Genomic DNA, 21,357 nt, shown 5'->3' on the forward strand with positions numbered 1-21,357 from the left:
GGCGCGCATCCGTCGATCACATGTCGGCGAGGGTCGAAACGAGGATCGCCTTGATGGTGTGCATGCGGTTCTCCGCTTGCTCGAAGGCGATGTTGTACGGGGATTCGAAGACGTCTTCGGTGACTTCGATGCCGTTCTTCAGGTTCGGGTACTGGGCGGCGATCTGCTGGCCGACCTTGGTTTCGCTGTTGTGGAAGGCCGGCAGGCAGTGCATGAACTTCACGCGCGGGTTGCCGGCGGCTTTCATGATGTCCAGGTTGACCTGGTAGGGCAGCAGTTCCTTGATGCGCTCGCCCCAGGCTTCCACCGGCTCGCCCATGGAAACCCATACGTCGGTGTGGATGAAGTCCACGCCCTTGACGGCTTCCTTTGGGTCTTCGGTGAGGGTGATGCGGGCGCCGCTTTCCTCGGCGAATTTCTTGCAGGCGGCGACGTGTTCGTCGCTCGGCCACAGCGCTTTCGGCGCGGCGATGCGCACGTCCATGCCGAGCTTGGCGCCGATCAGCAGCAGGGAGTTGCCCATGTTGTTGCGGGCGTCGCCCAGATAGGCGTAGGCGATGTCGTGCAGCGGCTTGTCGCTGTGCTCGCGCATGGTCAGCACGTCGGCCAGCATCTGCGTCGGGTGGTACTCGTCGGTCAGGCCGTTGAACACCGGTACGCCGGCGTACTGCGCCAGTTCCTCGACGATCTCCTGCTTGAAGCCACGGTACTCGATGGCGTCGTACATGCGGCCGAGCACGCGGGCGGTGTCCTTCATGCTCTCCTTGTGGCCGATCTGCGAGGAGTTGGGGTCGATGTAGGTGACGTTGGCGCCCTGGTCATAGGCGGCGACCTCGAAGGCGCAACGGGTGCGGGTGGAGGTCTTCTCGAAGATCAGGGCGATGTTGTTGCCCTTGAGGTGTTGCTGCTCGGTGCCGGTGTACTTGGCGCGCTTGAGGTCGCGGGACAGGTCGAGCAGGTAGCGCAACTCGCGGGTGCTGTGGTGCATCAGGCTGAGCAGGTTGCGGTTGTGCATATTGAAAGCCATGTTCTTTCTCCTTGTGGGATGGGATCGGCCTCGTCAGTACAGCTTGTGGCTGGCGGGGCGGGCGGCCCTGGCCGGGGCCGCCGCATTGAGTAGGGTGGGCTGTGGCGATCAGTAGTCGATCGGGTCGCGGATGATCGGGCAGGTCATGCAGTGGCCGCCGCCACGGCCGCGGCCGAGCTCGCCAGCGCTGATGGTGATGACTTCCACGCCGGCCTTGCGCAGCAGCGTGTTGGTGTAGGTGTTGCGGTCGTAGCCGATGACCACGCCGGGCTCGACGCAGACCACGTTGTTACCGTCGTCCCACTGCTCGCGCTCGGCGGCGAAGCTGTTGCCGCCGGTCTCGACGATGCGCAGTTTCTTCAGGCCCAGGGCCTCGGCGACCACGCTGATGAAGTCCTTCTCCTCGCGCTGCACGTTGATGCCGTAGGGGCTCTTCTCGTCCGGGCGCAGGGTGAAGGCGACGATTTCCTTGACCACTTCCGGGAAGACGGTGACCAGGTCGCGGTCGCAGAAGCTGAACACGGTGTCCAGGTGCATGGCCGCGCGGGACTTCGGCAGGCCGGCGACTATGACTTTCTCGACCGCGCCCTTGGCGAACAGCGACTGGGCGACCTGGCCGATGGCCTGGCGGGAAGTCCGCTCGCCCATGCCGATCAGCACCACGCCGTTGCCGATGGGCATGACGTCGCCGCCTTCGAGGGTTGAGGAGCCGTGGTCCTTGTCCGGGTCGCCGTACCAGATTTCGAATTCGGCGTTGGTGAATTCCGGGTGGAACTTGTAGATGGCGGTGGTCAGCAGGGTTTCCTGGCGACGCGCCGGCCAGTACATCGGGTTCAGCGTCACGCCGCCGTAGATCCAGCAGGTGGTGTCGCGGGTGAACTGGGTGTTGGGCAGCGGCGGCAGCAGGAAGCTGGAGTGGCCCAGGTAGTCGCGGAACATCTTCAGCGGCTTGGAGCCTTCGCTTTCCGGGATGTCGTCGGCGGTCACGCCACCGATGAGGAATTCGGCCAGTCGTCGCGGCTCGAGGCCTTCCAGCCAGGCGCGCAGTTCGTGGGTCAGGCCCAGGCCGACGCTGTCGGCGGTGATCTTGCGGTCGAGGATCCATTTCAGCGCTTCGGGGTTCTGGACGGTCTCGGTCAGCAGGTTGTGCATTTCCAGGACGTCGACGCCGCGCTCGCGCATCTTGGTGACGAAATCGAAGTGGTCGCGCTTGGCCTGGTTTACCCAGATTACGTCGTCGAACAGCAACTCGTCGCAGTTGCTAGGGGTCAGGCGTTGGTGGGCAAGACCGGGCGAGCAGACCATCACTTTGCGCAATTTGCCAGCTTCGGAGTGGACGCCAAGTTTGGTTTTTTCCGTGCTCATGAGTGTCTCCAGTGATGTCACAGAGTGAGGAAGCCGTCGTAGAGGCCATACGCCGCGATCAGCGCGCCGATCACGACACCTGCGAAGATGAGCTTCTCGACGTTGGTGAAGATCGGTTGGCCGACTTCACGTTTCGCTTTCGCGAAGAGGATGACGCCTGGTGCGTACAGCAGCGCCGACAGCAGCAGGTATTTCAGGCCGCCGGCGTAGATCAGCCAGACGGCGTAGATCACCGAGATGCCCGCGATGATCAGGTCCTTGTTGCGCTCGCCCGCATCGTTCTCGTAGGTCTCGCCGCGCACCGCCAGCAGCAGGCCGTAGGCCGCGGACCAGAAGTACGGGATGAGGATCATCGAGGTGGCCAGCAGCAGCATCTTGGTGTACGGGTCCATGCCGCTCGGGTCGCCCGAGGTGAAGAAGACGATGATCAGGAAGACCTGCACGCAGATGTTGGTCAGCCACAGGGCGTTGGCCGGCACCTGGTTGGCGTTCTCCTTGCGCAGGAACTCCGGCATGGTGTGGTCCTTGGCCGCGGCGAACATGATCTCGGCGCACAGCAGCACCCAGGACAACAGGGCACCGAGCAGGGAGATCAGTAGGCCGACGCTGATGAGTATCGCGCCCCAGTGACCGACCACGTGCTCCAGCACCAGCGCCATCGACGGGTTCTGCAGCTTGGCCAGTTCCGGCTGGGTCATCACGCCCATGGACAGCACGTTCACCAGCACCAGCAGCAACAGCACGGTGATGAAGCCGATGACCGTGGCCTTGCCGACGTCGGCGCGTTTTTCCGCGCGGGAGGAGAAGATGCTCGCGCCCTCGATGCCGATGAACACCCACACGGTGACCAGCATCATGTTGCGCACCTGGTTCATCACGCTGCCCAGCTCGGGATTGCTCTTGCCCCAGATGTCGGAGGTGAAGATGTCCAGCTTGAAGGCGAACAGGCAGATCAGGATGAACAGGAACAGCGGCACTATCTTGGCGATGGTGGTGATGGTGTTGATGAACGCCGCTTCCTTGATCCCGCGCAGCACCAGGAAGTGCAGGGCCCACAGCAGCACCGACGCCGCGATGATCGCGGGGAGGGTGTCGCCCTTGCCGAAGACCGGGAAGAAGTAACCCAGGGTGCTGAACAGCAGCATGAAGTAGCCGACGTTGCCCAGCCAGGCGCTGATCCAGTAACCCCAGGCCGAAGAGAAGCCCATGTAATCACCGAAACCGGCCTTGGCGTAGGCATACACACCGCCGTCGAGGTTGGGTTTGCGGTTGGCGAGGGTCTGGAAGACGAAGGCCAGGGTCAGCATGCCGACCGCGGTGATGGCCCAACCGATGAGAATGGCGCCGACGTCTGCACTGGCGGCCATGTTTTGCGGGAGAGAGAAGATCCCCCCGCCGACCATGGAACCGACGACGAGAGCGGTAAGTGCCCCAAGTCGTAGTTTTTGGCTGCTTTCTTGCGACATTTTCGGAATCTCCCTATAGGAGTTGGAGAGTGTAGTCATTAGGCGCCGACTGTCAGGGACCCCCCCTGACCTAAATCAATAGCCTGCTAACAAATGTTTCCAACTGCGCAGCGGTGCCGGGCCGCATGAATAGGAACGATAGGAGAGGTTTGCCGATATCGCCTGATTTAGAGGGGATTCATGTGAAATCCGGATGGCGTTTCGGTGACCGTCAGGCTTTCTATTGATTGCGTGAATGGATTCCCGCATCGGGGCATGAATCGGAAAAATCTGTCAGAACTTGTTGCAGGCTTCAGAGAGGCAGAAAAAAGCCCGGCATGGCCGGGCTGCTTTCTATAAGGAGATGCCCATACAGGGTCGCTGCACAGGCGGCGCGCCCACCGTGCGGAGGGGCGCAGGGCCGGGGGGCCGAAGGGACACCGCCGGGCTTGTGGCCTGGCGGGCGCCACGACGCGGGGCCGGGGCGAGAAGGATGCGCAAGGCACCGGGGTGGCGTATCGCAAGCTCCGTGCCATACGCGAGGTGCGCTGGAGCGCTCATGTGGCCTGGGGTTCAGCGGGCGGGTAGGGCCGGCGTCGGCAAGATTCCGCTTATGCGTCGGCTTCTTCGGCGGGATTCCCGCCAGGCGCTTCCGGGATCGCTCTTCCCCGTTACTGCTTGCTGATGCCGCCTTCCTGCTTTGCCCCGCCGAAAGTGAAGAACTTGTAGATCAGGAAAGTGGCGAAGGCCGGAACGGCCAGGGAGATGGCGTGGGCCAGGCCGTCGGCGATGTTCTCCAGGCCCGCCTGGCGGAACAGGTAGCGAAAGCCCAGGGCTGCCACCCAGACCACCGGCATGAAGGCGATGTTGACCAGCAGGAACTCCCTGGCCTGGGCTGCTATGGGACGCGGCGAACCGGGAAAGACGAAGCGTCGGTTGAGCAGGAAGGCAACGCTGATCCCGACCAGGTAGGCCAGGAGCACCGCCAGCGAGTAGTTCAGTTCCTTGCTCAGGGCATAGCGGCTGCACCAGTTTGCCAGCGCCGCGGTGACCCCTACGCCAATGAACGTGAGGAACTGTATGGAGAAGAAGTGCCTGATCATTTCTCCGCCGCCTGCCTGGCCATCTTGCGGCCGAAGTCGATGCTCTCCGAGATGCCGCGATCTTCCGGGTAGTAGTAGGAGGTATCCGCCGCCCACAAACCGCGTATCGGCAGCTCCACCGGTGGCAGGTGCTCCAGGTAGCCCGGGTCGCAGATCGGCTGGGCATAGCGGTAGCGGCTGGCGCGCATCTCCAGGAAGTCGGCGTCGGTGAGCTGCGGGTTGATCTTCTGCAGGTAGCGTTTCACCTTGTCGAGGAAAGCCTGGTCCGGCTCCTGGAACTTGGGATGTTCGCCGGGCATGTAGAAGGGGACGTAGACGATATGCTCGTCCAGCGGCCGCAGGTTGCTGTATTCCACCAGGCCGGGGATGTCCATTTCCGGGTCGTTGGTGTTGAGCCAGAAGTTCTCGGTTACCGTCTTGCGCAGCTTGGCGATCACGCAGACCACGGCGATGTTCTTCACCGAGCGGAAGGCGTCGAGGGTCGCTGTCGGCAGATCCGGCATCAGTCGTGGCACGTAAGGCAGCGGAATGGTGCTGACGACCTTGTCGAAGGTATGCAGCTCGCCACCGGCCTCTACTCCGTTGACCTTGCCGTTCTCGATCACGACCTTGCTTGCCGGCGTGCCCAGGCGGAACTCGCCGCCATGCCGCTGGATGTAGTCGCGCAGGCCATGCAGCAAGGTTTCCGAGCCGCCTTCGAGATAACCCAGCTTCTCCTTGAACAAGTTGTAGCGGGAGCGGCCGATACGGCGGATGCGGCTCCAGATCCAGGCCGCCGAAAGGTTGTCCGAATAGTCGTAGAACTTGTAGTCGAACAGCCGGCGCCAGAGTACCTCATAGGCTTCGGCACCCACCCAGCGCTTGATCCAGCCGGTCGCCTCGACATGATCCAGCGGACGCCAGTCGTTGCGTTTGGTCGACAGGAAGGCATGCAGGCCGTAGCGGAACTTGGCGATGAAGCTCAGGCCCGAGAATTTCAGCAGGGCGAACGGGTTGCCCCAGGGCTGCACCTTGCCTCGATACCAATAGCCCATCCTGGTTTCCACCCAGCGCATCCTGTCGGCCAGGCCGAGCTCGTCCAGCACCTTGAGGAAGGCGTGGTCGGAGATGCAATGGAAATGGTAGTAGCGCTCGATCGACAGGCCGCCGAAGTCGAAGTGGGCGGTCATGCCGCCGACCCGATCGTCGGCCTCGAAGATCACCGGGCGGTGGCCATCCCTGACCAGTTGGTAGGCGACGGCCAGGCCCATTGGACCTGCGCCGAGCACGGCGATGCGTTGATTGTCCTTCATCAGAATTCCAGTACGACCTTGCTGTAGGTGGGGTGCTTGAAGGTTTCCTCCACGGCCTTGGCGAAAGGCGTGGGGCGGACCTGGAAGATACCCGGCCAATCGATGACTTCAAACTCGTCGCGGGCCACCAGGGCCTTGAGCTGATCGGCGGTGAAGGGCGGGTTCTTGTCGAACAGGGCCCAGATCTTCAGCAGCACGTAGAACAGCCCGTAGGGAATCTTCAGCAGCAGGCACTTGGCGCCGGTGGTGTTGCGAATGGTACGGATGATGTCGATGTAGTCGATCTCTTCCAGACCGGTGATGTTGTACACCTGGCCGGCGATGCGCGACTCGATGCAACTGACGATGATGCTGCTGAAGTCGCCGGCGTAAAGTGGCTGGCGCATGTAGCGGCCGTCGCCGGGGATCGGGAACACCGGCACCTTCTGCATGAAGCGCGACAGCCAGCCCAGGTGCTTGCGGTCGAACCAGCCGAACATCAGGGTCGGGCGCAGCACCACGCAGTTGATCCCGCTCTCGAGAACGATGCGCTCCTGTTCCTTCTTGGTGTTGGTGTAGTGGTCGTCGGCGACCGACTCCACCACGGAGGAGCTGATGTGCACCGTGTAGGGAATTTCGTAGCGCTTGATCAGCCCGAGGATGCGTTCGGTCGAGGTGATGTTGTTGCGCACGAAGGGCTCGGGGTTCGGGTCGCCGATCTGGGCCTGCAGCATGACCACGGTATCCGCCCCCTCGAAGTGTTTTTCCCAGTCGCCGCTCTCGGCGAGGTCGGCGTACTCGATGGTCAGTTCGGGGTGCAGGCTACGCAGGATGTCCAGGTTGGCCCGGTGCTTGTCGAGAATCACCAGGTTGGTGTAGCCGCGCTCCTTGAGCTGGGCGACCAGGTTCTGGCCGACCAGGCCGGCTCCGCCGGGGAGGAGGATCTTTTTGTCGAAGCTCGAAGGATTCATCTGCTCTTGTCTCTTTCCTTGGTCTGGAGTCGTTCGTCGCTCATCGCACGGTGATCGACTGTTCCATGTGTTGGCATCGTTCGAACCGTCCTTTATTCAAACGCAGTATGCCGAGCTGGTATTGCCCTTCCAGCAGCCGGGCGTCCAGGCGGGCAACAAAGCCCGCGTTGAGGAGCCGTGGATTGTTGAAATAGGACTGCACGTCGGGGCGCGCGGCACGCCGGACCGGATAGACCCGGGTACTGCCCTGCGTGTCCGTGAGAGTGATGAAGACTTTCTCGGGCAACTGGCCTTGCGCTGTGGAGAGCGCTGTCCAGCCGTCGACCTCGATGACACCGCTCAACGTTGCCGGCTGGTTGGTGGGTGCGCCATTGACATTGTCCAGGTGGCCTTCGCAGGAGGTGCTTGCCACCAGCGCCAACATATCCTGGGTAGCGGCGATTTCGGTGTCGAAGAAGCCATCGATGGAAAGCTGCCGGTCCGGGATGGGCAGGCGGATGAGTTCGATTTCCAGGCTGTCCTGCCAATCTCGCGCCGGTTCGTCGGCGGTGATCGACAGGCTGGCTACGGCTTTGTGTTCGAGCATACTTAGCTGGTTGTTGGCCAGCAGCGCCAGCTCGAAGGTATTGTCGATGACTGGAGAAACGATGAAGCCGGTTTCCGCCATGCCTGGGATGAAGCGGAAGTTGCGCTGCATGCCGTTTCGCAGGTTGAGGTGCAGGCTCATTGCACCGCTCTTGAACAGTACGTTGCTGAGCTTGCCTCGGGTGGTCGGCTTGGCCCGGATTCGGGCGAAGATGGCGCCTGGCCCCGAGGGTAAGGCGACATCCTTGCCCAGGTACGCAGCACGCGAATCCAGCCGATACTTGTCAAGCTCGACCGGCTTGCGATTTCGCTGCCTGAAGATGACGCGCTGGCCCTGCACGGCCACTGGATCGTAGTCGAGCAGGATAGTGGGCCAACTGACGCCGTCCTCCATGGTTGCGGGGCGCGAGTCGATGCTTTCCACCTTCATCAGGACGTTGGTGGGGGCTTGGTCACTCCTGAGGTGCGCCTCGTTAGCCAGCGCCAGGGCAGGAGTATAGGCCGAATAGCTCTGGAAGATCGGTCGTGGGGCCCACTGGTTGCCCGAGGCAATCAGCGAGGCCTGGTCCCAGGGATATATGTCGCTCGTCCCAGGCAATTTGGCGATCGGGTCGCGCTGATGGATCCATTGCAGCTTGGCGCTGTACGCCGCTGCGAGCTTGGTCGGATCGGTGAGGCGCTCGATTATCCCATTGGCTGCCCTGGTATAGCGCTCACCGAGGTTGTGCTCCACGTCCAGGAGCTTGTAGCCCGGTACCTGCCAGGCCAGGGCCAGGCCACCGAAGGCGCTCAGCAGCCATAGTGGCCGGGGCATATGGCCAGAGGCCAGGAGGATGGCGATCAGCAGAGAGCCCAAGGCAATGACGACATGGTCGACACGGACGAATGCCGCTTTGAACGATAGGAAAAGAAACAGCGCAAAGGCCACCAGCACGAACGCTGTGCGATACCAGGGCTGTCGGCGGACCAGCAGGCTGGCCAGGACGATTGTACTGACTGAGATGTAGGTGAGGATGGTCTGGTTTTCGCCATAGGTCGCCATGGCGCTTGTATAGCCGGAAATGATCGGCAGTATGTTGTGGGCGAAGGCTAGTATTCCTGAGGCCGGCTGCCCCGATGCGAGCCACAGCAGCAAGGCCGTCAGCGGGGGAGCGACCAGACAGGTCACTGCGCTGACGCGGGCTTTCTCATGCCAAGCGAACCATGCGCAGAAGGCGCTGATGCACAGGCACAATGGCAACAACGAGCCCTTGATCAAAGGCAGCAGGCCAAGCCCGGCGACGCATACGGCGAAGACCGCGCGCAGGTCTGCACGCCGGTGCAGATCATCGATCAGAGAGTGCAGAGCCAGCGCCAGCAACAGCGGGTAGGTGAACAACAGGCAGTCGCGGCTAATGACGATCAGCCAGCAGAACAGCGCTGCGTTCAGCAGAACGAGCAGCGCCGGCAAACGGCGGCAGACCAGTAGGAACAGTGCACTGTACAGGAAGCCGAAACCTATCCCGCTGAGCAGGCTGAGCATGTCAGTCTGTGGGTGATACTGCAGCGTGAAGAGTGAGGCGTAGGGGCCGAAGGTGAAGACCAGGTCCTGGCCGATGAGCCAGCCGTTGGCTACCGCCTCCTGCATGCCCAGTTCCCAGGAGGGATCCAGCCCCATGCTCGGCATGCGAGGGTAGAAGGGGGCGATAAGTGCCGTCAGCATCAGGAAGACCAGGACTCGGCTCAGCCAGGTCGAGACTGGGGCGCTCTCGGACAGTCCGAGCATTCCCCGGAGCGGGGTTGCGGAGGGCGGCGACATCAAAGGCTCCCGGTGGCAGACGTTGCAACTGGCATCCGTGCAGTTGTCAGATATTGGTTTTCTTGAACAGCGCGGTCGGTATATTGCGGATGAGCAGCATGATCAGCGACCAGAACCAGGGCGTGTAGATCGAATTGCGACGCTTGTCGATGGCCCGGGTAATATCCCTGGCAACCTGAGGTGGCGTGGCGAGCAGCAGCTTGGGTAGGGACAGCCCCTGGGTCATGGGCGTGTCGACGAAGCCTGGCTTGATGGTCAGCACATGTACACCGACCTTGAAGAGGCGGGCGCGCAAGCCTTCGCAGAAAGTACTTATCGCGGCCTTGGCGGTGCCGTAGAGGTAGTTGGAGGGACGGCCACGATCGCCGGCCACGGAGGAGATCACCGCGATGGTGCCGGTCCGCTGTTCCTCCATGCGGTTGGCCAGACGCGTCAGCAGGGCGATCACGCTCAGACCATTGCTCGAGAACTCGCGCAGGGCGAGATCAAGGTCGCGCTCGCACTCGGCCTGGCTCGGCAATGTGCCGTGGGCGACCAGGCAGATATCTACCCTGCCCAGGCTGGTGAAGGCGGCGCCGAGCATCTCTTCGTGAGCGGAGAAGTCGTTCATGTCCAGGGTGAAGGTCTTCACCTCGCTGGCACCGCGGGCATCGAGGTCGGCCGCTACCTGCTCGAGCTTCTCGACATTGCGTGCCACCAGGAAGAATCGCGACTTCTCCGCTGCCCAAATGCGCGCGCAGGCAGTGGCTATGGCGGAGTTGGCGCCGACGATAAGGATGTTCTTCATGCTTGGGTTACGCGTTTCCAGAAATGAGAGAGAAGGGCGGGGTCCCGCAGTGCCTCGACCTGCTGCCAGGCTGGATAGAACATGCGGAAGTCGTCGCCGGTCATATGGGCGTCCTTGGCCGGATAGAGGCGGCCTCCGGCGCTGCGGACGATCTGGTCGAGGCGGTGGAACAGTGCGGATTCGAGTTTCGCGTGCTGGGGGAAGTCCAGCGCCAGAGATACGCCGGGCATAGGGAAGGACATCAGCCCGGGCGAAGGCATGTCGCCGCAACGCTTCATCACCGCGAGGAAGGAGCCGCTGCCGCTTTCGGCGATGCTGGCCAGTATCTCCGCCATGGCGGCTTCGGCGGCTGCATTGGGAATGACGCACTGGTACTGCTGGAAGCCTTTGCTTCCGTAGATGCGGTTCCAGTGCAGGATGCTGTCCAATGGGTAGAAGAATGGGTCGTAGCTACCCTGGCCGGCATTCCGTCCAGGCTTGTGCAAATGGAAGTAGGTGTTGTTGAACAGATTCAGGCTGAGCTGATTCATCAGTGTGACCGGTGGCGTCAGCGGTACGCTCAGGCGTGTCCGTTCATGGACGTTCAAGCGCCCCTCGCGAACATGGTTGCCGACCGAGAAGATACCGCGCCCGGCTCTGCTGCCCTTGGCCAGACAATCGATCCAAGCCACGGTGTATTCATGGGTCCTATCGAACTCCTCGGATAGGCTGAAGAACTCTGCCAACGAGTCAAAACGTACGGTGATGCTGTCGATCTGGCTGGAGGCGATCGGCATGAGCTGCAACTCGACCCAGGCGATCACGCCGGTTAGGCCGAGGCCGCCAATGCTGGCGTGGAACAACTCGGAGTTGTCCCTGGCCGAGCACGCCAGAGGTTCGGTTAGGTCCGAGCGCTGCAGTGCAAAGCACCGTACATGGCAGCCAAAGGTACCGCGCACGTGGTGATTCTTGCCGTGCACATCGTTCGCCACTGCGCCGCCCAGCGTTACGAACTTTGTGCCGGGCGTGACGGGCAGGAACCAGCCATGCGGGATGGCCACCTCGAGGACTTCCGCCAGCGTTACCCCAGCCTCCGCGCGGATCACGCCTTGCTCCCAATCGGCGGACAGGAAACGGTCGAGTTGGCGAGTCTGCAGCAGTTCGCCGCTGACTGCCAGGCAACTGTCGCCGTAGCTTCGACCATTGCCGTAGGGCAAGGTGCCTTGGGGGTGGCTTGCCAGGCGCTGGAGCAGCGATGACAGATCGTTACGCCAGGAGCAGGGGTGGCGCTGCTGGGGAATGTAGGGGTAGCGCCCCCAGGAGGCCAGTTCACGGGCCATCAGGCTGCCACCCAGAAGATCAGTGCGAAGCAGGCGCCGATCAGCAGGCTGGCCCGGTCCTTGATCGCGAATACGACGGGGTCGTCGTGCATCAGCCCTCGGTGGGTCAACATCCATATTCGCGTGATCCAGAACAAGAGTAATGGGCACGCCAGCCAGATCAGCTGTGGATAGCGATACAGAGCGGCCGTGGTTCCATCCTGGATGTAGAGCGCCAGTACCATCACTGACAGATACCCAGAAGATGCGCCTAATGACGAAACCATCTCCAAATCGTCTGGGTAGTAGCCGCGGCCGCGTGTTTTTTGACTTTTGCCCTTTACCCTGGCATCGCGCAGCTCTGCATAGCGTTTGACTAGGGCCAGGCTGAGGAAGATGAACATCGAGAAGGCCAGCATCCAGAAGGTCAGTCTCACCTCGAAGGCGAAAGTGCCGGCGATGATGCGTGAGGTGTAGAGCATGGCCAGAACTATCACGTCCATCGCCATCCGGCGTTTCAGCCAGAATGAGTAGGCGAGGGTGAGCATGTAGTAGGCCAGTAGAGCGAGGCTGAACTTCCATGGGAGCAATAGCAAGGCGCCGCCTAGTCCGATCAACAGCAGCAGCGGAAATATCAGCAGACCACTCTTGATCGAGAGTGCGCCGCTGGCGAAGGGGCGGTGGCACTTGCTGATGTGGTGGCGGTCATCTTCCAGGTCCAGCAGGTCGTTCAGGATATAGACGCTCGAAGCACAAAGGCCGAAAAACAGGAATGCCAACAGTCCATTGAGCAGGAGATGAGGCTCCAGCAGGCGGTGGCTGGCCAGGAGGGGCACGAAAACCAGTGCGTTCTTGGCCCATTGGTGGACGCGAAGAGCCTTGAGCCAGACGCGAGCGATCTGGACATCATGCTTGAGCTCTTCTTCGACGTTGCCGTGATTACGAGCCAACTGACTGATCTTGCCGGTGGAGTTAACTACGTAAGCGCGCCGGGCAGCTTGCCAGACTGGTAGGTCGTCACTGGAGTTGCCGGCATAGTCGAAGCCTTGCATGCCGAACTCGGTTACCAGTACGTCACGCTTGCGTTGCGCCGAGAGATTGGTGCTTTCGTCGCTGGCCAGCACTTGGTCGAACAGGCCGAGATGCTCTGCGACCTGCTCTGCGTAGCTGCGATGGCTTGCGGTGGCGAGGACAATCCTTCGACCACCCTGTTTTTCCCGGCGAATCAGGTCGAGCACGGCTTCGTTGTAGGGGAGAACGGAAACGTCCAATGGAGCGACACCAGCCAGGCGGCTCTTGAGATTGGCTTTTCCGCCAGCCAGCCAGCCGATGGGGGAGAAGGCCTTCAACGGATGGCGCTTCAGATAGCTCAAGCCGGACTCGAGGAGGAGATCGCTATGGATCAGGGTGCCATCAAGATCGATGACCAAGGGCGCTGACACGTACTACTACCTCGAAAAGTCCACGGGAGGAGTCCAATTGAGCAACAGAGCTTTTACATTCTTGTAAACAAGTGAACCTTGGATACTAACTGTTGATCCTGAAGAGAAAAAGTCGATAGCTGACATAGGGTACTGTCAATCCTCTCCGATGGAGCCTTCGGTCTGGTTGAACAGCAGCCCATGTTTGCGCAGCTTGTCATGCAAGGTCTTGCGCGGGATGCCCAGGGCCTCGGCCAGGCTGCGTAGCGAGGCGTGCTGGTTGGCCATCTCCGCGGCGATCAGGGCGCGCTCGAAGGCTTCCACCTGCTCGTTCAGGGAGTTGCCGGAAATCGCCGCCGGCACCTGTGCGGCCTGTTCGTCCAGGCCAAGGTCCAGGCCCAGGGCGAAGCGTTCGGCGACGTTCTGCAGTTCGCGCACATTGCCCGGCCAGCTGTGGCCCAGCAGTTGTGCGCGTTGCGCGCTGGCGAGGCTGCGCGAAGGGATGCCATGGCGTTGTGCGGCGAGTTCGGAGAAGTGCTGGAACAGCAACAGGATGTCCTCACCACGCTCGCGCAGCGGTGGAATACGCAGGCTGGCGACGTTCAGGCGGTAATAGAGGTCGGCGCGGAAACGCCCGTCGTCGGCGGCCAGGCGCAGGTCTTCCTTGGTCGCGGCGATGATGCGGATGTCCAGCGGAATCAACTGGTTCGAACCCAGCCGCTCGACCACTCGTTCCTGCAGCAGGCGCAGCAGCTTGACCTGCACGTCCAGGCTCATGCTCTCGATCTCGTCGAGGAACAGGGTGCCGCCGTTGGCGAACTCGAACTTGCCGATACGGCGCTTCTGCGCACCGGTGAACGCGCCCTGCTCGTGGCCGAACAGCTCGCTTTCCACCACCGACTCGGCCAGGGCGCCGGCGTTGATGGCGACGAAGGGGCCGCTGCGTCGGTTGGACAGGTCGTGCAGCGCACGGGCCACCACTTCCTTGCCGGAGCCGGTCTCGCCGAGGATCAGCACGTCGGCCTGCAGTCCGGACAAGGCTGCCACCTGCTCCTGCAGGCGCTGCATGCCGGCCGACTGGCCGACCAGGCGCCCTTTCACTTCCTTGCGCTCGGCCAGGGCCATGCGCAGGCTGCGGTTCTCCAGCACCAGGCGACGCACCTCCAGGGCACGGCGCACGCTGTCGAGCAGGGCGTCGCTGGGGAAGGGCTTCTCGAGGAAGTCATAGGCGCCGGCGCGCATGGCCTTGACCGCCAGGGGGACGTCGCCATGCCCGGTGATCAGGATCACCGGCAACTCCGGGTCCTGGGCATGCAACTGTTCCAGCAACTGCAGGCCGTCGACGCCAGGCATGCGGATATCGCTCACCACCACGCCCGGCCAGTCGCGCGCGAGGCCGGCGTCCAGTTCCCGGGCATCGCCCAGGCTGCTGGCGCGGAAGCCGGCGAGGTCGAGGGTCTGGCCCAGTGCCTGGCGCAGGTGGGGGTCATCGTCGATCAGCAGGACCTGGGTATCGGCGGCGAATGCGGCACTGCTCATGCGCGGGTTTCCTCCTGGGGCGTCGGCATCACGCCGGGGACTCCCGGCAACAGGTGCAATTGTACGAGAGCGCCGCCCTCGGGGTGATTGCCCAGTTCCAGGCGGCCGCCGAGGGCGCGTAGCAGGGTGTCGCAGATGGCCAGGCCAAGGCCCAGGCCCTTGGCGCTGGTCTTGGTAGTGAAGAAGGGTTCGCGGGCGTGGGCCAGGGCTTGTTCCGAGAAGCCAGGGCCGTTGTCGCGCAGGTACAGGACGATGCCGTCCGGCTTCTGCTCGGCCGTGAGCCAGAGGCGCCGCGGCGGGGCCTTCTCGCTGAGGGCGTCGAGCGCGTTGGAGAGCAGGTTGGCGAGAATCTGCCGCAGGCGCGTTTCCCCGGCCTGTACCCAGATCGGCGCGTCGGGCAGGTCACGCTGCAACTCGACGTTCATCGCCTGGCGCCGGCTGGCCACCAGGGCCAGGGCATCGTTGATCGCCGGTTGCAGGGCTACGTTCTCCGGCGCACGCCGCGCACCGCGGGCATAGGCCTTGAGATGGGCGATGATCGAGGCCATGCGCTCGGTCAGCGAGCTGATCTGATCGAGATTGCCGCGGGCGTCGTCGAGGCGCTGGTGGTCGAGCAGCACCCGGGCATTGTCGGCGTAGCTGCGGATGGCGGCGAGCGGCTGGTTGAGCTCGTGGCTGATACTCGCCGACATAGTGCCCAGGGCAGTCAGTTTGCCGGCCTGGACCACTTCGTCCTGGGCGTGCATCAACTCGCGTTGAGCCTGCTCGCGGTCGTGTACCTCCTGCTGCAGACGGGCGTTGGCATCTTCCAGTTCCTGGGTACGCTCCAGTACGCGCATCTCCAGCTGGCGCTTGGCCTGGGCCTCCAGGGCGATGCGCTCGAGATAGTGACGGCGGCTGATGCTCAGCAGGGCGAGCAACAGCAGCAGGGTCATGAGGGTTGCGCCGCCTATCAGCAGCACGCTGCGTACTGGCCTGTCGATCTGCGCCTTCGGTGTGTAGATGCTCACCGTCCAGCCGGTTTCCGGAAGTTCGCGGCTGAGGCTGATCCAGCGTTTCTCATCGATTCGCAGCGGCTTGGGATCGAGCACCGGATAGGGAATGTTCTCGGCGATCTCACGCCGCTTGGCCGGCGACAGCGGACGGCTGGCATGGAAACGCCAGGCGCTGTTGGAGGAAAGGATGACTACGCCATTGCTGTCGGTGACCAGCAGTTGCTCAGGGGTATTGCCCCAGAGCTGTTCCATGTGCTCCAGGTCCAGCTTGACCACCAGCACGCCCAGCAATCTGTCAGGATCCCGGACTTCGCTGGCGAAGTAGTAGCCGCGCCGGTTGGAGGTGGTGCCGAGGCCGAAGAAGCGCGCCGGTTTGCCCTGGATCGCCTCCTTGTAGTAGGGGCGGAAGGCGAAGTTGCGGCCGACGAAGCTGTCCGGCTGGTCCCAGTTGGAGGCGGCCTGGGTCTGCCCGTCGGGGCGCATCAGATAGATGACGTCGGCACCGGTGCGCTGACGGATCTCCGCCAGGCGGGCGTTCGCCGTGTCCCTCGTTTCCAGGTCTTCGGTCTGCCGCAGGGTGGCCCGTAGCGCCGGCAGCTCGCTGAGGATCGGCGGCAGGTCCTCGTAGCGACGCAGCGTGCCGAGCAGGTTGCCGACGTAGAGGTCTAGGGTCTGCTGGTTCTGCTCGGCGAGTTGTTCGCTGTAGTAGCGTTCGGCGAGGTGGTGGAGGGGCCAGAGGAGCAGAGTGAGCAGGCAGCCCAAGGCTAATAGAACATTTGCACGGCGTATCGGTGTCATGTGCTTGGCGTGAAATATTTAGTTCCTGGAATAGTAATACCTTCTTTGGTTCACGTCCGCTATGAAACACAAGATTCTGGTGGCGTGATCATAATTGTCTTAGAGACGTTCGGGGGCTAGATATGTGAGGGTCCGTTTTCATAGCTCGGTGGAACTAACTTAAAATGCAGAAGAGCACTTCCACCGAACCAGAGGGATCTCAGGGGCAGCGGATTATGCGGTAGGGGCCGGAGCTGAATATAGGTGGGCCGCATTTCTCGTGCAGTTGAAGGAGACTCTGTTCATTGAGCGCCTGGGCTAACGCCTCGTTGTAAATGATATTTTTTGGCGTTGACCCCATGTTCAGGTATTTTTCAAAGCCGCCCTGGAAGTTTCCAGGATGCCGGGATAGATACTCGATGGAGGCTACATGTGCCCACCAGCTAGTGTACAGGGTCTGGTCAGGGAGATTGCTCTCAATGAAGGTGCTTGTTTCTACGTCGGCTCTACCTTGCAGTCGAGGTCCTGATTCCAAAGTGGTCAGGATCGTATGGGCGGATGCTTGCTGAGCGGCCAATCCTGGCATAGCTATGAGGACTGCAATGCCCAAGGTGGGAATGTAGCGCCATTTAACATCCCCTAGGAGGGGCATTGCTATGGTGCAGCACAGAATCACTACGCCTGTGTAGATGTATCTTGGTGAGCCATTGGAAAGGAATAGCCAGTAAACGAAGTGAATGGTCATTCCGCTATATAAGGTAATGGTTGCTCTCTTCAGGCTTTCATTTCTTCCGAGTACTGTGGCGGCCAGTGCCAGCGTGGACAATATCGCTACTGCCATGAGAGATATGAAGAAGTGTTCTTTAAAGAGCGTAGTGCGTTGTATCGTTTGTTGGAAAATGGCAGTTGCGCCAGATGCGCTGCTGCTCTGCTTATGGATAAACGCGAGATGCGACTGCCAATTATCGACGAACCCAAATGGCCCCAGAGTAAAGAATCGGCTTGCTTCGAATAATATTATCGGGATGGCGAAAGCTGCCGAAAAAAACAGAATGGCGGTGATCTTGTCCTTGGTGCTGGAAGTCTCCGGGCTTCTGAATAGGCGGACCAGGAAGAATGGAATCAAGGCCACGATGTACAGAGCAACCATTTCCTTGGTCAGTACGGCCAGAGAAAAGAGCAGGCCGGAGGCTGCAAGTGACCGTGGGCGGAGTTCAGTATTCGACCAAGCGAGCACGCCGGCGATAATGAACAGGCCAGCAGGTACTTCACCCAGCATTGCAGTCCACTGTTCGTTATGTTTTCCCGAAAAGAGAATGGAAAGCCCAAGAAATGCGGTTAGCCATAAGATTATCTTATGTGTCTGGCATGTTCTGATCAGGTAGGCGGAGGAAATGGCAAGGATAATTATCTCAAGGGCTAGTTGAGAGAAGCCTGGAGTCCATGGTGTTGCACCAAATATCTTTATGACTATTGCAGTTGGAATAATCGAAGAAGGGCCGGTGCCGAGTGCCGGATCGAACGGTCTCATTGAGAACTCGGGGCCGGTGTAGTTCAAGGAGAATGTATATCCGTTGCCCTCGGCGAGGTTTTTTGCTATCACAGCAAATGAGGCGTCGTCATAACAGCAAACGCCCATGGATAGTATGAGCGGCGCCAGCAGGCTGCCAAAAAGAACAAGGATAATCAGGATGGGTATCCAACAGAATGTCGCTGCTCTCTGGGCCTGTGTCATTTTTGAGATTGTTATGTGGTCCGTAGTTTCTTGAAGTTCATAAAGGCGATTTATATTTCACCTCGTGCAGAGTTACAGCGAGTGCCGAAGTGAGGTGCTACTTCTATTTAGCACCTCATCATAGTTGGACGGTGGCCCTTAGGTTGGTTCAGAGAACCGGGACCCGATTTTTCGAGGTTTCAGTCTCGTTGATCTCTCGTCCTGCCAGCTCTAGGCTGCTTGTAATGTAGCCCCGATTCCTGGCCAGCTCGCAAAAAATTCTCTCGATGGCGTGCGCTAACGTTCCGTCCTGCATTCCTGATTCCGGTTCGAATAGCAGTTCGTCATCGTTCAGGCATTTGATTGGCTTGAGAACTGCTGGATTGAACCAGAACATGGAGCCTGCGAAAAAGCCCAGCTGTGCCCGGGATTCCTCTTCCAGAGCGCCGACTGCTCGTAGAAGTCGCTCCACCATTATCTGGTTGGCGCCCCAGAAACTGTCGTGACTCAAGTAGTAATAATGGGGCCCAATGATGCCGATGCATGAGTCTTCGAAGAGGTGAATAGTCCTTCGTACTGTCAATGAGTCTCCTGCCAGGCTGTTATAGAGCCTGTTGCGCCAGGTACTGCCGAGGTCGCTGTACTTACTCTTCTTAGAGTGCAGTTTCAGCACCGCCAGATAGCCGTCGAGCCGTCCACTGCGGTACAGAGCGACGAAGGGGCCGATATCACGGCCGCGATTCTCCGTCACACAGACGGTCACGCTATGTGCTAGCAGGCTGAAACGGTCGAGGATTTCCTTGATGTCACCCTCGAACGGAGTAGTGATGTATAGATCGAAGGGCTCAACGATGTTCTTCAGATAGGAACATATTTCTCCGATCAGGTCGACGTAGTACAGGTGCAGCACCACTGCGATCCTGACGCCCCTGGCCCCTGGACGACCGTAGCTAAGTGTACGAATCACCGGGACTCCCGGTGCGGCTGATTGGAGAGTGGAGAGGCCGGAGCTGTCGGTGCTGTAGTGCTTTTTCGAGTGTTCCAGCAGCAATTGAATGCTGTTCCGGGACTCCGTGGTGCAACTGTCGAGAATGCTCTTGGCCTGAATCCGATGAGGATTGTTGCGCAACACCTCGGCTTTGATCAGGCCGAACTCCTGTGCGATCTGTGTCGCACCGAAGTGAGTCCAGTTGACTTCACGGAGGTGGCGCAACGGTTTGAGCCTGACCAAGTCGGAGATGCTGGCGTCGCGCAGTAGAACTCGCATCCAGTTGCAGTAGGCTGTCAGCCGTGTCTGCCTATCCGGTTGGAAGAGCGCGCAGGCTTTCAGCTGCATCTCATCGATCAGCCTGGAAAGCCCTAGCTCATAGGCCAGGATGACTTCGAACTTCGAGTTGAGTGGACGAATTCCCTCAAGGAACGCGGCGAAACCTGGCGCGCGGAACATGCGGCGCGACAGCAGCAGCAAGTACGACTGCAGGTGCCAGTGGAATTGACGCGATTCGGTGATGCCAACGACGTCATACTGCGAAGCCTGAGACAGCAGCGCTTGCAGTGTTCGCGAGAAGATGGCGCTGCTACTGATGACGAAGCTCGAGTTCACCAATACCAAGTGCTCGAGCTCTGCATATTGCAATGCATGCTGAACACCGACCCGATAGCTGTAGAAGTCATAACCGAAGTTCGGCCTGAGGATGATCGTGACATTCTTCCCCAGTGAGGATGTTTCAGCAGGCATCAAGTCGCTGGTTGAAACCAGGATGACGGCGTCGAACGTTTGGCTGAGGCAACTGATGACCTGTCGGAAGTTTTCCTCCAGTACGTTGTTGACGTCGAAATGGGCAACGACGGCCACGCTCCTGACCATTTCAGCCCCTGATACGACGAAGTGCGCGGTAGCCAAGCCGGGCGACCTTATAGAGCAGTGGCCATTGGTTGAGGCGCTGTGCCGCAATGTGCGCGGTGGCACTGTGTGGACGTGGCTGGTAATCGTTCAGTTGCTGAGTTATGGCCGATGGCGTGATCTGTGAACTTGGCGAGGTACTCGCCTGGTTACGTGCCTGAATCTGGGCGACCCTTTCGATCTGTACCTTGCGGAGGGTATTCAGGTCGTTCTCCGCTTCGCCGTAGTAGGATGACTTCAGCGTCTGTTCGAGGTATTGCAGGCCCCATTTCTGGTCGGGTTCCAGGTGACAGCCTTCTCCCCACTCGTTCCAGGCATTGATGAAGATGAAATTATCCTCGTTGGAGGGGAGATGCTGGCGGGTATAGGCACGTAGATAACGCAACCATTCGCCATAGGACTCCGGATTGGCGTTGATAATGGTTGTCGGTGTGTTCTGTCGACGTGCAGTATTGTCCCAGCTGGGAATGATGCCGCGGTACAACTTGAATGGCGGTACCTCGCGGTTAAGGCTTTGGGCGATTACCTTGTTGTAGTCGACAATGGAGCCAGCGAACTCTGGATTTCTGATTTCTGGGAACCTGTCCGGCGTACTACCGGGGCCGTTGAACTTGTGGGGCGGGAATTCCACCAGAGCGTCGGCATCCACCTCGGTAGCTGTGGTGATGTCATAGAAATCCACTACAGCAATATGCAGGCCCGGGAAACCATGTGCCTGGGCAAGCTGGCGCCATTTGGCAAAGCTCGCGGAGGGGGCCGGGATATCCTTGGCGCGATAGACGACGAGCAAGGGCTTGCCATCTACGAGGATGTAGCGCTTGTCGTTGAAATAGGGAAGCAGCGATTCGATGAATTTGGCGTCGTCATCTTCCGCATAGTTCTGGGCGAGCAGGACGCTCTTGGTGTCACCGTCCCAGGTTCTGGTCCAGTTCTCATTGGCCCAGCAGAGGCAGAAGTTGATATCGATGTCGGTCTTCAGGAAGTTGTCGACGGGGCGCTCAAGGATTCGGCGTCCGCTGAACCAGTAATGATAGAAGCAGAAGCCGTGCAGACCATACAGCTTGGCCATTTCCGCCTGCTCGTACATGACGTCTGGGTGATACAGGTCGTAAAAGCCGAGATCGCGGGGGATGTGCGGCTGGTAGTGGCCGTCGAAATTCGGCCGGCCGCGAGCCACGTTGGTCCATTCGGTGAACCCTGGACCCCACCATTCCGAGTTTTCCTTCACCCGATGATACTGCGGCAAGTAGAAGGCGAGCAGTTTCGCCTGGTCCTGCAGCATATCGTTCGCAGTATCGCTATCGCGCCGGGATAGGGCGGCGAAGGAGGGGTCGTTCTTTGCTTCGGTCATTTATCGG

At 60.5% G+C, this 21,357-nt stretch carries 15 protein-coding genes; all 15 read right to left on the reverse strand.

Annotation, left to right across the window (positions count from 1 at the left end):
* Nucleotides 1-16: 16 nt before the first annotated feature.
* The 15 genes from PM1_RS00925 to PM1_RS00995 all read right to left on the reverse strand — a co-directional run bounded on the left by PM1_RS00925 (nucleotide 17) and on the right by PM1_RS00995 (nucleotide 21,350).
* Nucleotides 17-1,027, reverse strand: a complete 1,011-nt coding sequence (locus PM1_RS00925; protein ID WP_009613905.1) for an ornithine carbamoyltransferase — start codon at nucleotides 1,025-1,027, stop codon at nucleotides 17-19.
* A 108-nt stretch (nucleotides 1,028-1,135) separates the two neighbouring features.
* Nucleotides 1,136-2,392: an arginine deiminase gene (arcA, locus tag PM1_RS00930; protein ID WP_009613904.1), complete on the reverse strand. Its 1,257-nt coding sequence runs from the start codon at nucleotides 2,390-2,392 to the stop codon at nucleotides 1,136-1,138.
* A gap of 17 nt (nucleotides 2,393-2,409) precedes the next feature.
* Nucleotides 2,410-3,858, reverse strand: a complete 1,449-nt coding sequence (gene arcD, locus PM1_RS00935) for an arginine-ornithine antiporter (RefSeq protein ID WP_009613903.1) — start codon at nucleotides 3,856-3,858, stop codon at nucleotides 2,410-2,412.
* A gap of 650 nt (nucleotides 3,859-4,508) precedes the next feature.
* Nucleotides 4,509-4,940: a GtrA family protein gene (locus PM1_RS00940; protein WP_009613901.1), complete on the reverse strand. Its 432-nt coding sequence runs from the start codon at nucleotides 4,938-4,940 to the stop codon at nucleotides 4,509-4,511.
* Nucleotides 4,937-6,232, reverse strand: coding sequence for an NAD(P)/FAD-dependent oxidoreductase (locus PM1_RS00945; protein ID WP_009613900.1), 1,296 nt, complete (start codon nucleotides 6,230-6,232; stop codon nucleotides 4,937-4,939). The genes PM1_RS00940 and PM1_RS00945 overlap by 4 nt, the downstream gene beginning before the upstream one ends.
* Nucleotides 6,232-7,182 carry an NAD-dependent epimerase/dehydratase family protein gene (locus tag PM1_RS00950; RefSeq protein ID WP_009613899.1) on the reverse strand — a complete coding sequence of 317 codons (951 nt, stop codon included), beginning with the start codon at nucleotides 7,180-7,182 and terminating at the stop codon, nucleotides 6,232-6,234. The genes PM1_RS00945 and PM1_RS00950 overlap by 1 nt, the downstream gene beginning before the upstream one ends.
* A gap of 40 nt (nucleotides 7,183-7,222) precedes the next feature.
* Entirely contained in the window at nucleotides 7,223-9,532 is a 2,310-nt protein-coding gene (locus tag PM1_RS00955) for a hypothetical protein (RefSeq protein WP_242935542.1), read from the reverse strand.
* Nucleotides 9,533-9,611: 79 nt separating this feature from the next.
* Nucleotides 9,612-10,352 carry an SDR family oxidoreductase gene (locus PM1_RS00960; protein ID WP_009613897.1) on the reverse strand — a complete coding sequence of 247 codons (741 nt, stop codon included), beginning with the start codon at nucleotides 10,350-10,352 and terminating at the stop codon, nucleotides 9,612-9,614.
* Nucleotides 10,349-11,671, reverse strand: a complete 1,323-nt coding sequence (locus PM1_RS00965) for an FAD-binding oxidoreductase (RefSeq protein ID WP_009613896.1) — start codon at nucleotides 11,669-11,671, stop codon at nucleotides 10,349-10,351. The genes PM1_RS00960 and PM1_RS00965 overlap by 4 nt, the downstream gene beginning before the upstream one ends.
* Nucleotides 11,671-13,092, reverse strand: coding sequence for a UbiA family prenyltransferase (locus PM1_RS00970; protein WP_009613895.1), 1,422 nt, complete (start codon nucleotides 13,090-13,092; stop codon nucleotides 11,671-11,673). Before PM1_RS00970 ends, PM1_RS00965 begins: the two co-directional genes overlap by 1 nt.
* Before the next feature lie 135 nt (nucleotides 13,093-13,227).
* Nucleotides 13,228-14,610 (reverse strand): sigma-54-dependent transcriptional regulator, encoded by a 1,383-nt coding sequence (locus PM1_RS00975; RefSeq protein WP_009613894.1) that lies wholly within the window; start codon nucleotides 14,608-14,610, stop codon nucleotides 13,228-13,230.
* On the reverse strand, nucleotides 14,607-16,403 hold the full coding sequence (locus PM1_RS00980) for a sensor histidine kinase (protein WP_009613893.1): 1,797 nt from the start codon (nucleotides 16,401-16,403) through the stop codon (nucleotides 14,607-14,609). Before PM1_RS00980 ends, PM1_RS00975 begins: the two co-directional genes overlap by 4 nt.
* Nucleotides 16,404-16,602: 199 nt before the next feature.
* Nucleotides 16,603-18,117 (reverse strand): hypothetical protein, encoded by a 1,515-nt coding sequence (locus PM1_RS00985; RefSeq protein WP_152604435.1) that lies wholly within the window; start codon nucleotides 18,115-18,117, stop codon nucleotides 16,603-16,605.
* A 148-nt stretch (nucleotides 18,118-18,265) separates the two neighbouring features.
* Complete coding sequence (locus PM1_RS00990) at nucleotides 18,266-19,999, reverse strand: rhamnan synthesis F family protein (protein WP_152604434.1); 1,734 nt, start codon at nucleotides 19,997-19,999, stop codon at nucleotides 18,266-18,268.
* Nucleotides 19,965-21,350 (reverse strand): glycosyltransferase WbsX family protein, encoded by a 1,386-nt coding sequence (locus PM1_RS00995; protein WP_009613877.1) that lies wholly within the window; start codon nucleotides 21,348-21,350, stop codon nucleotides 19,965-19,967. The genes PM1_RS00990 and PM1_RS00995 overlap by 35 nt, the downstream gene beginning before the upstream one ends.
* Nucleotides 21,351-21,357: the final 7 nt, after the last annotated feature.

This window comes from Pseudomonas sp. M1, from assembly GCF_022760135.1.
Taxonomy (GTDB): Bacteria; Pseudomonadota; Gammaproteobacteria; order Pseudomonadales; family Pseudomonadaceae; genus Pseudomonas; species Pseudomonas citronellolis.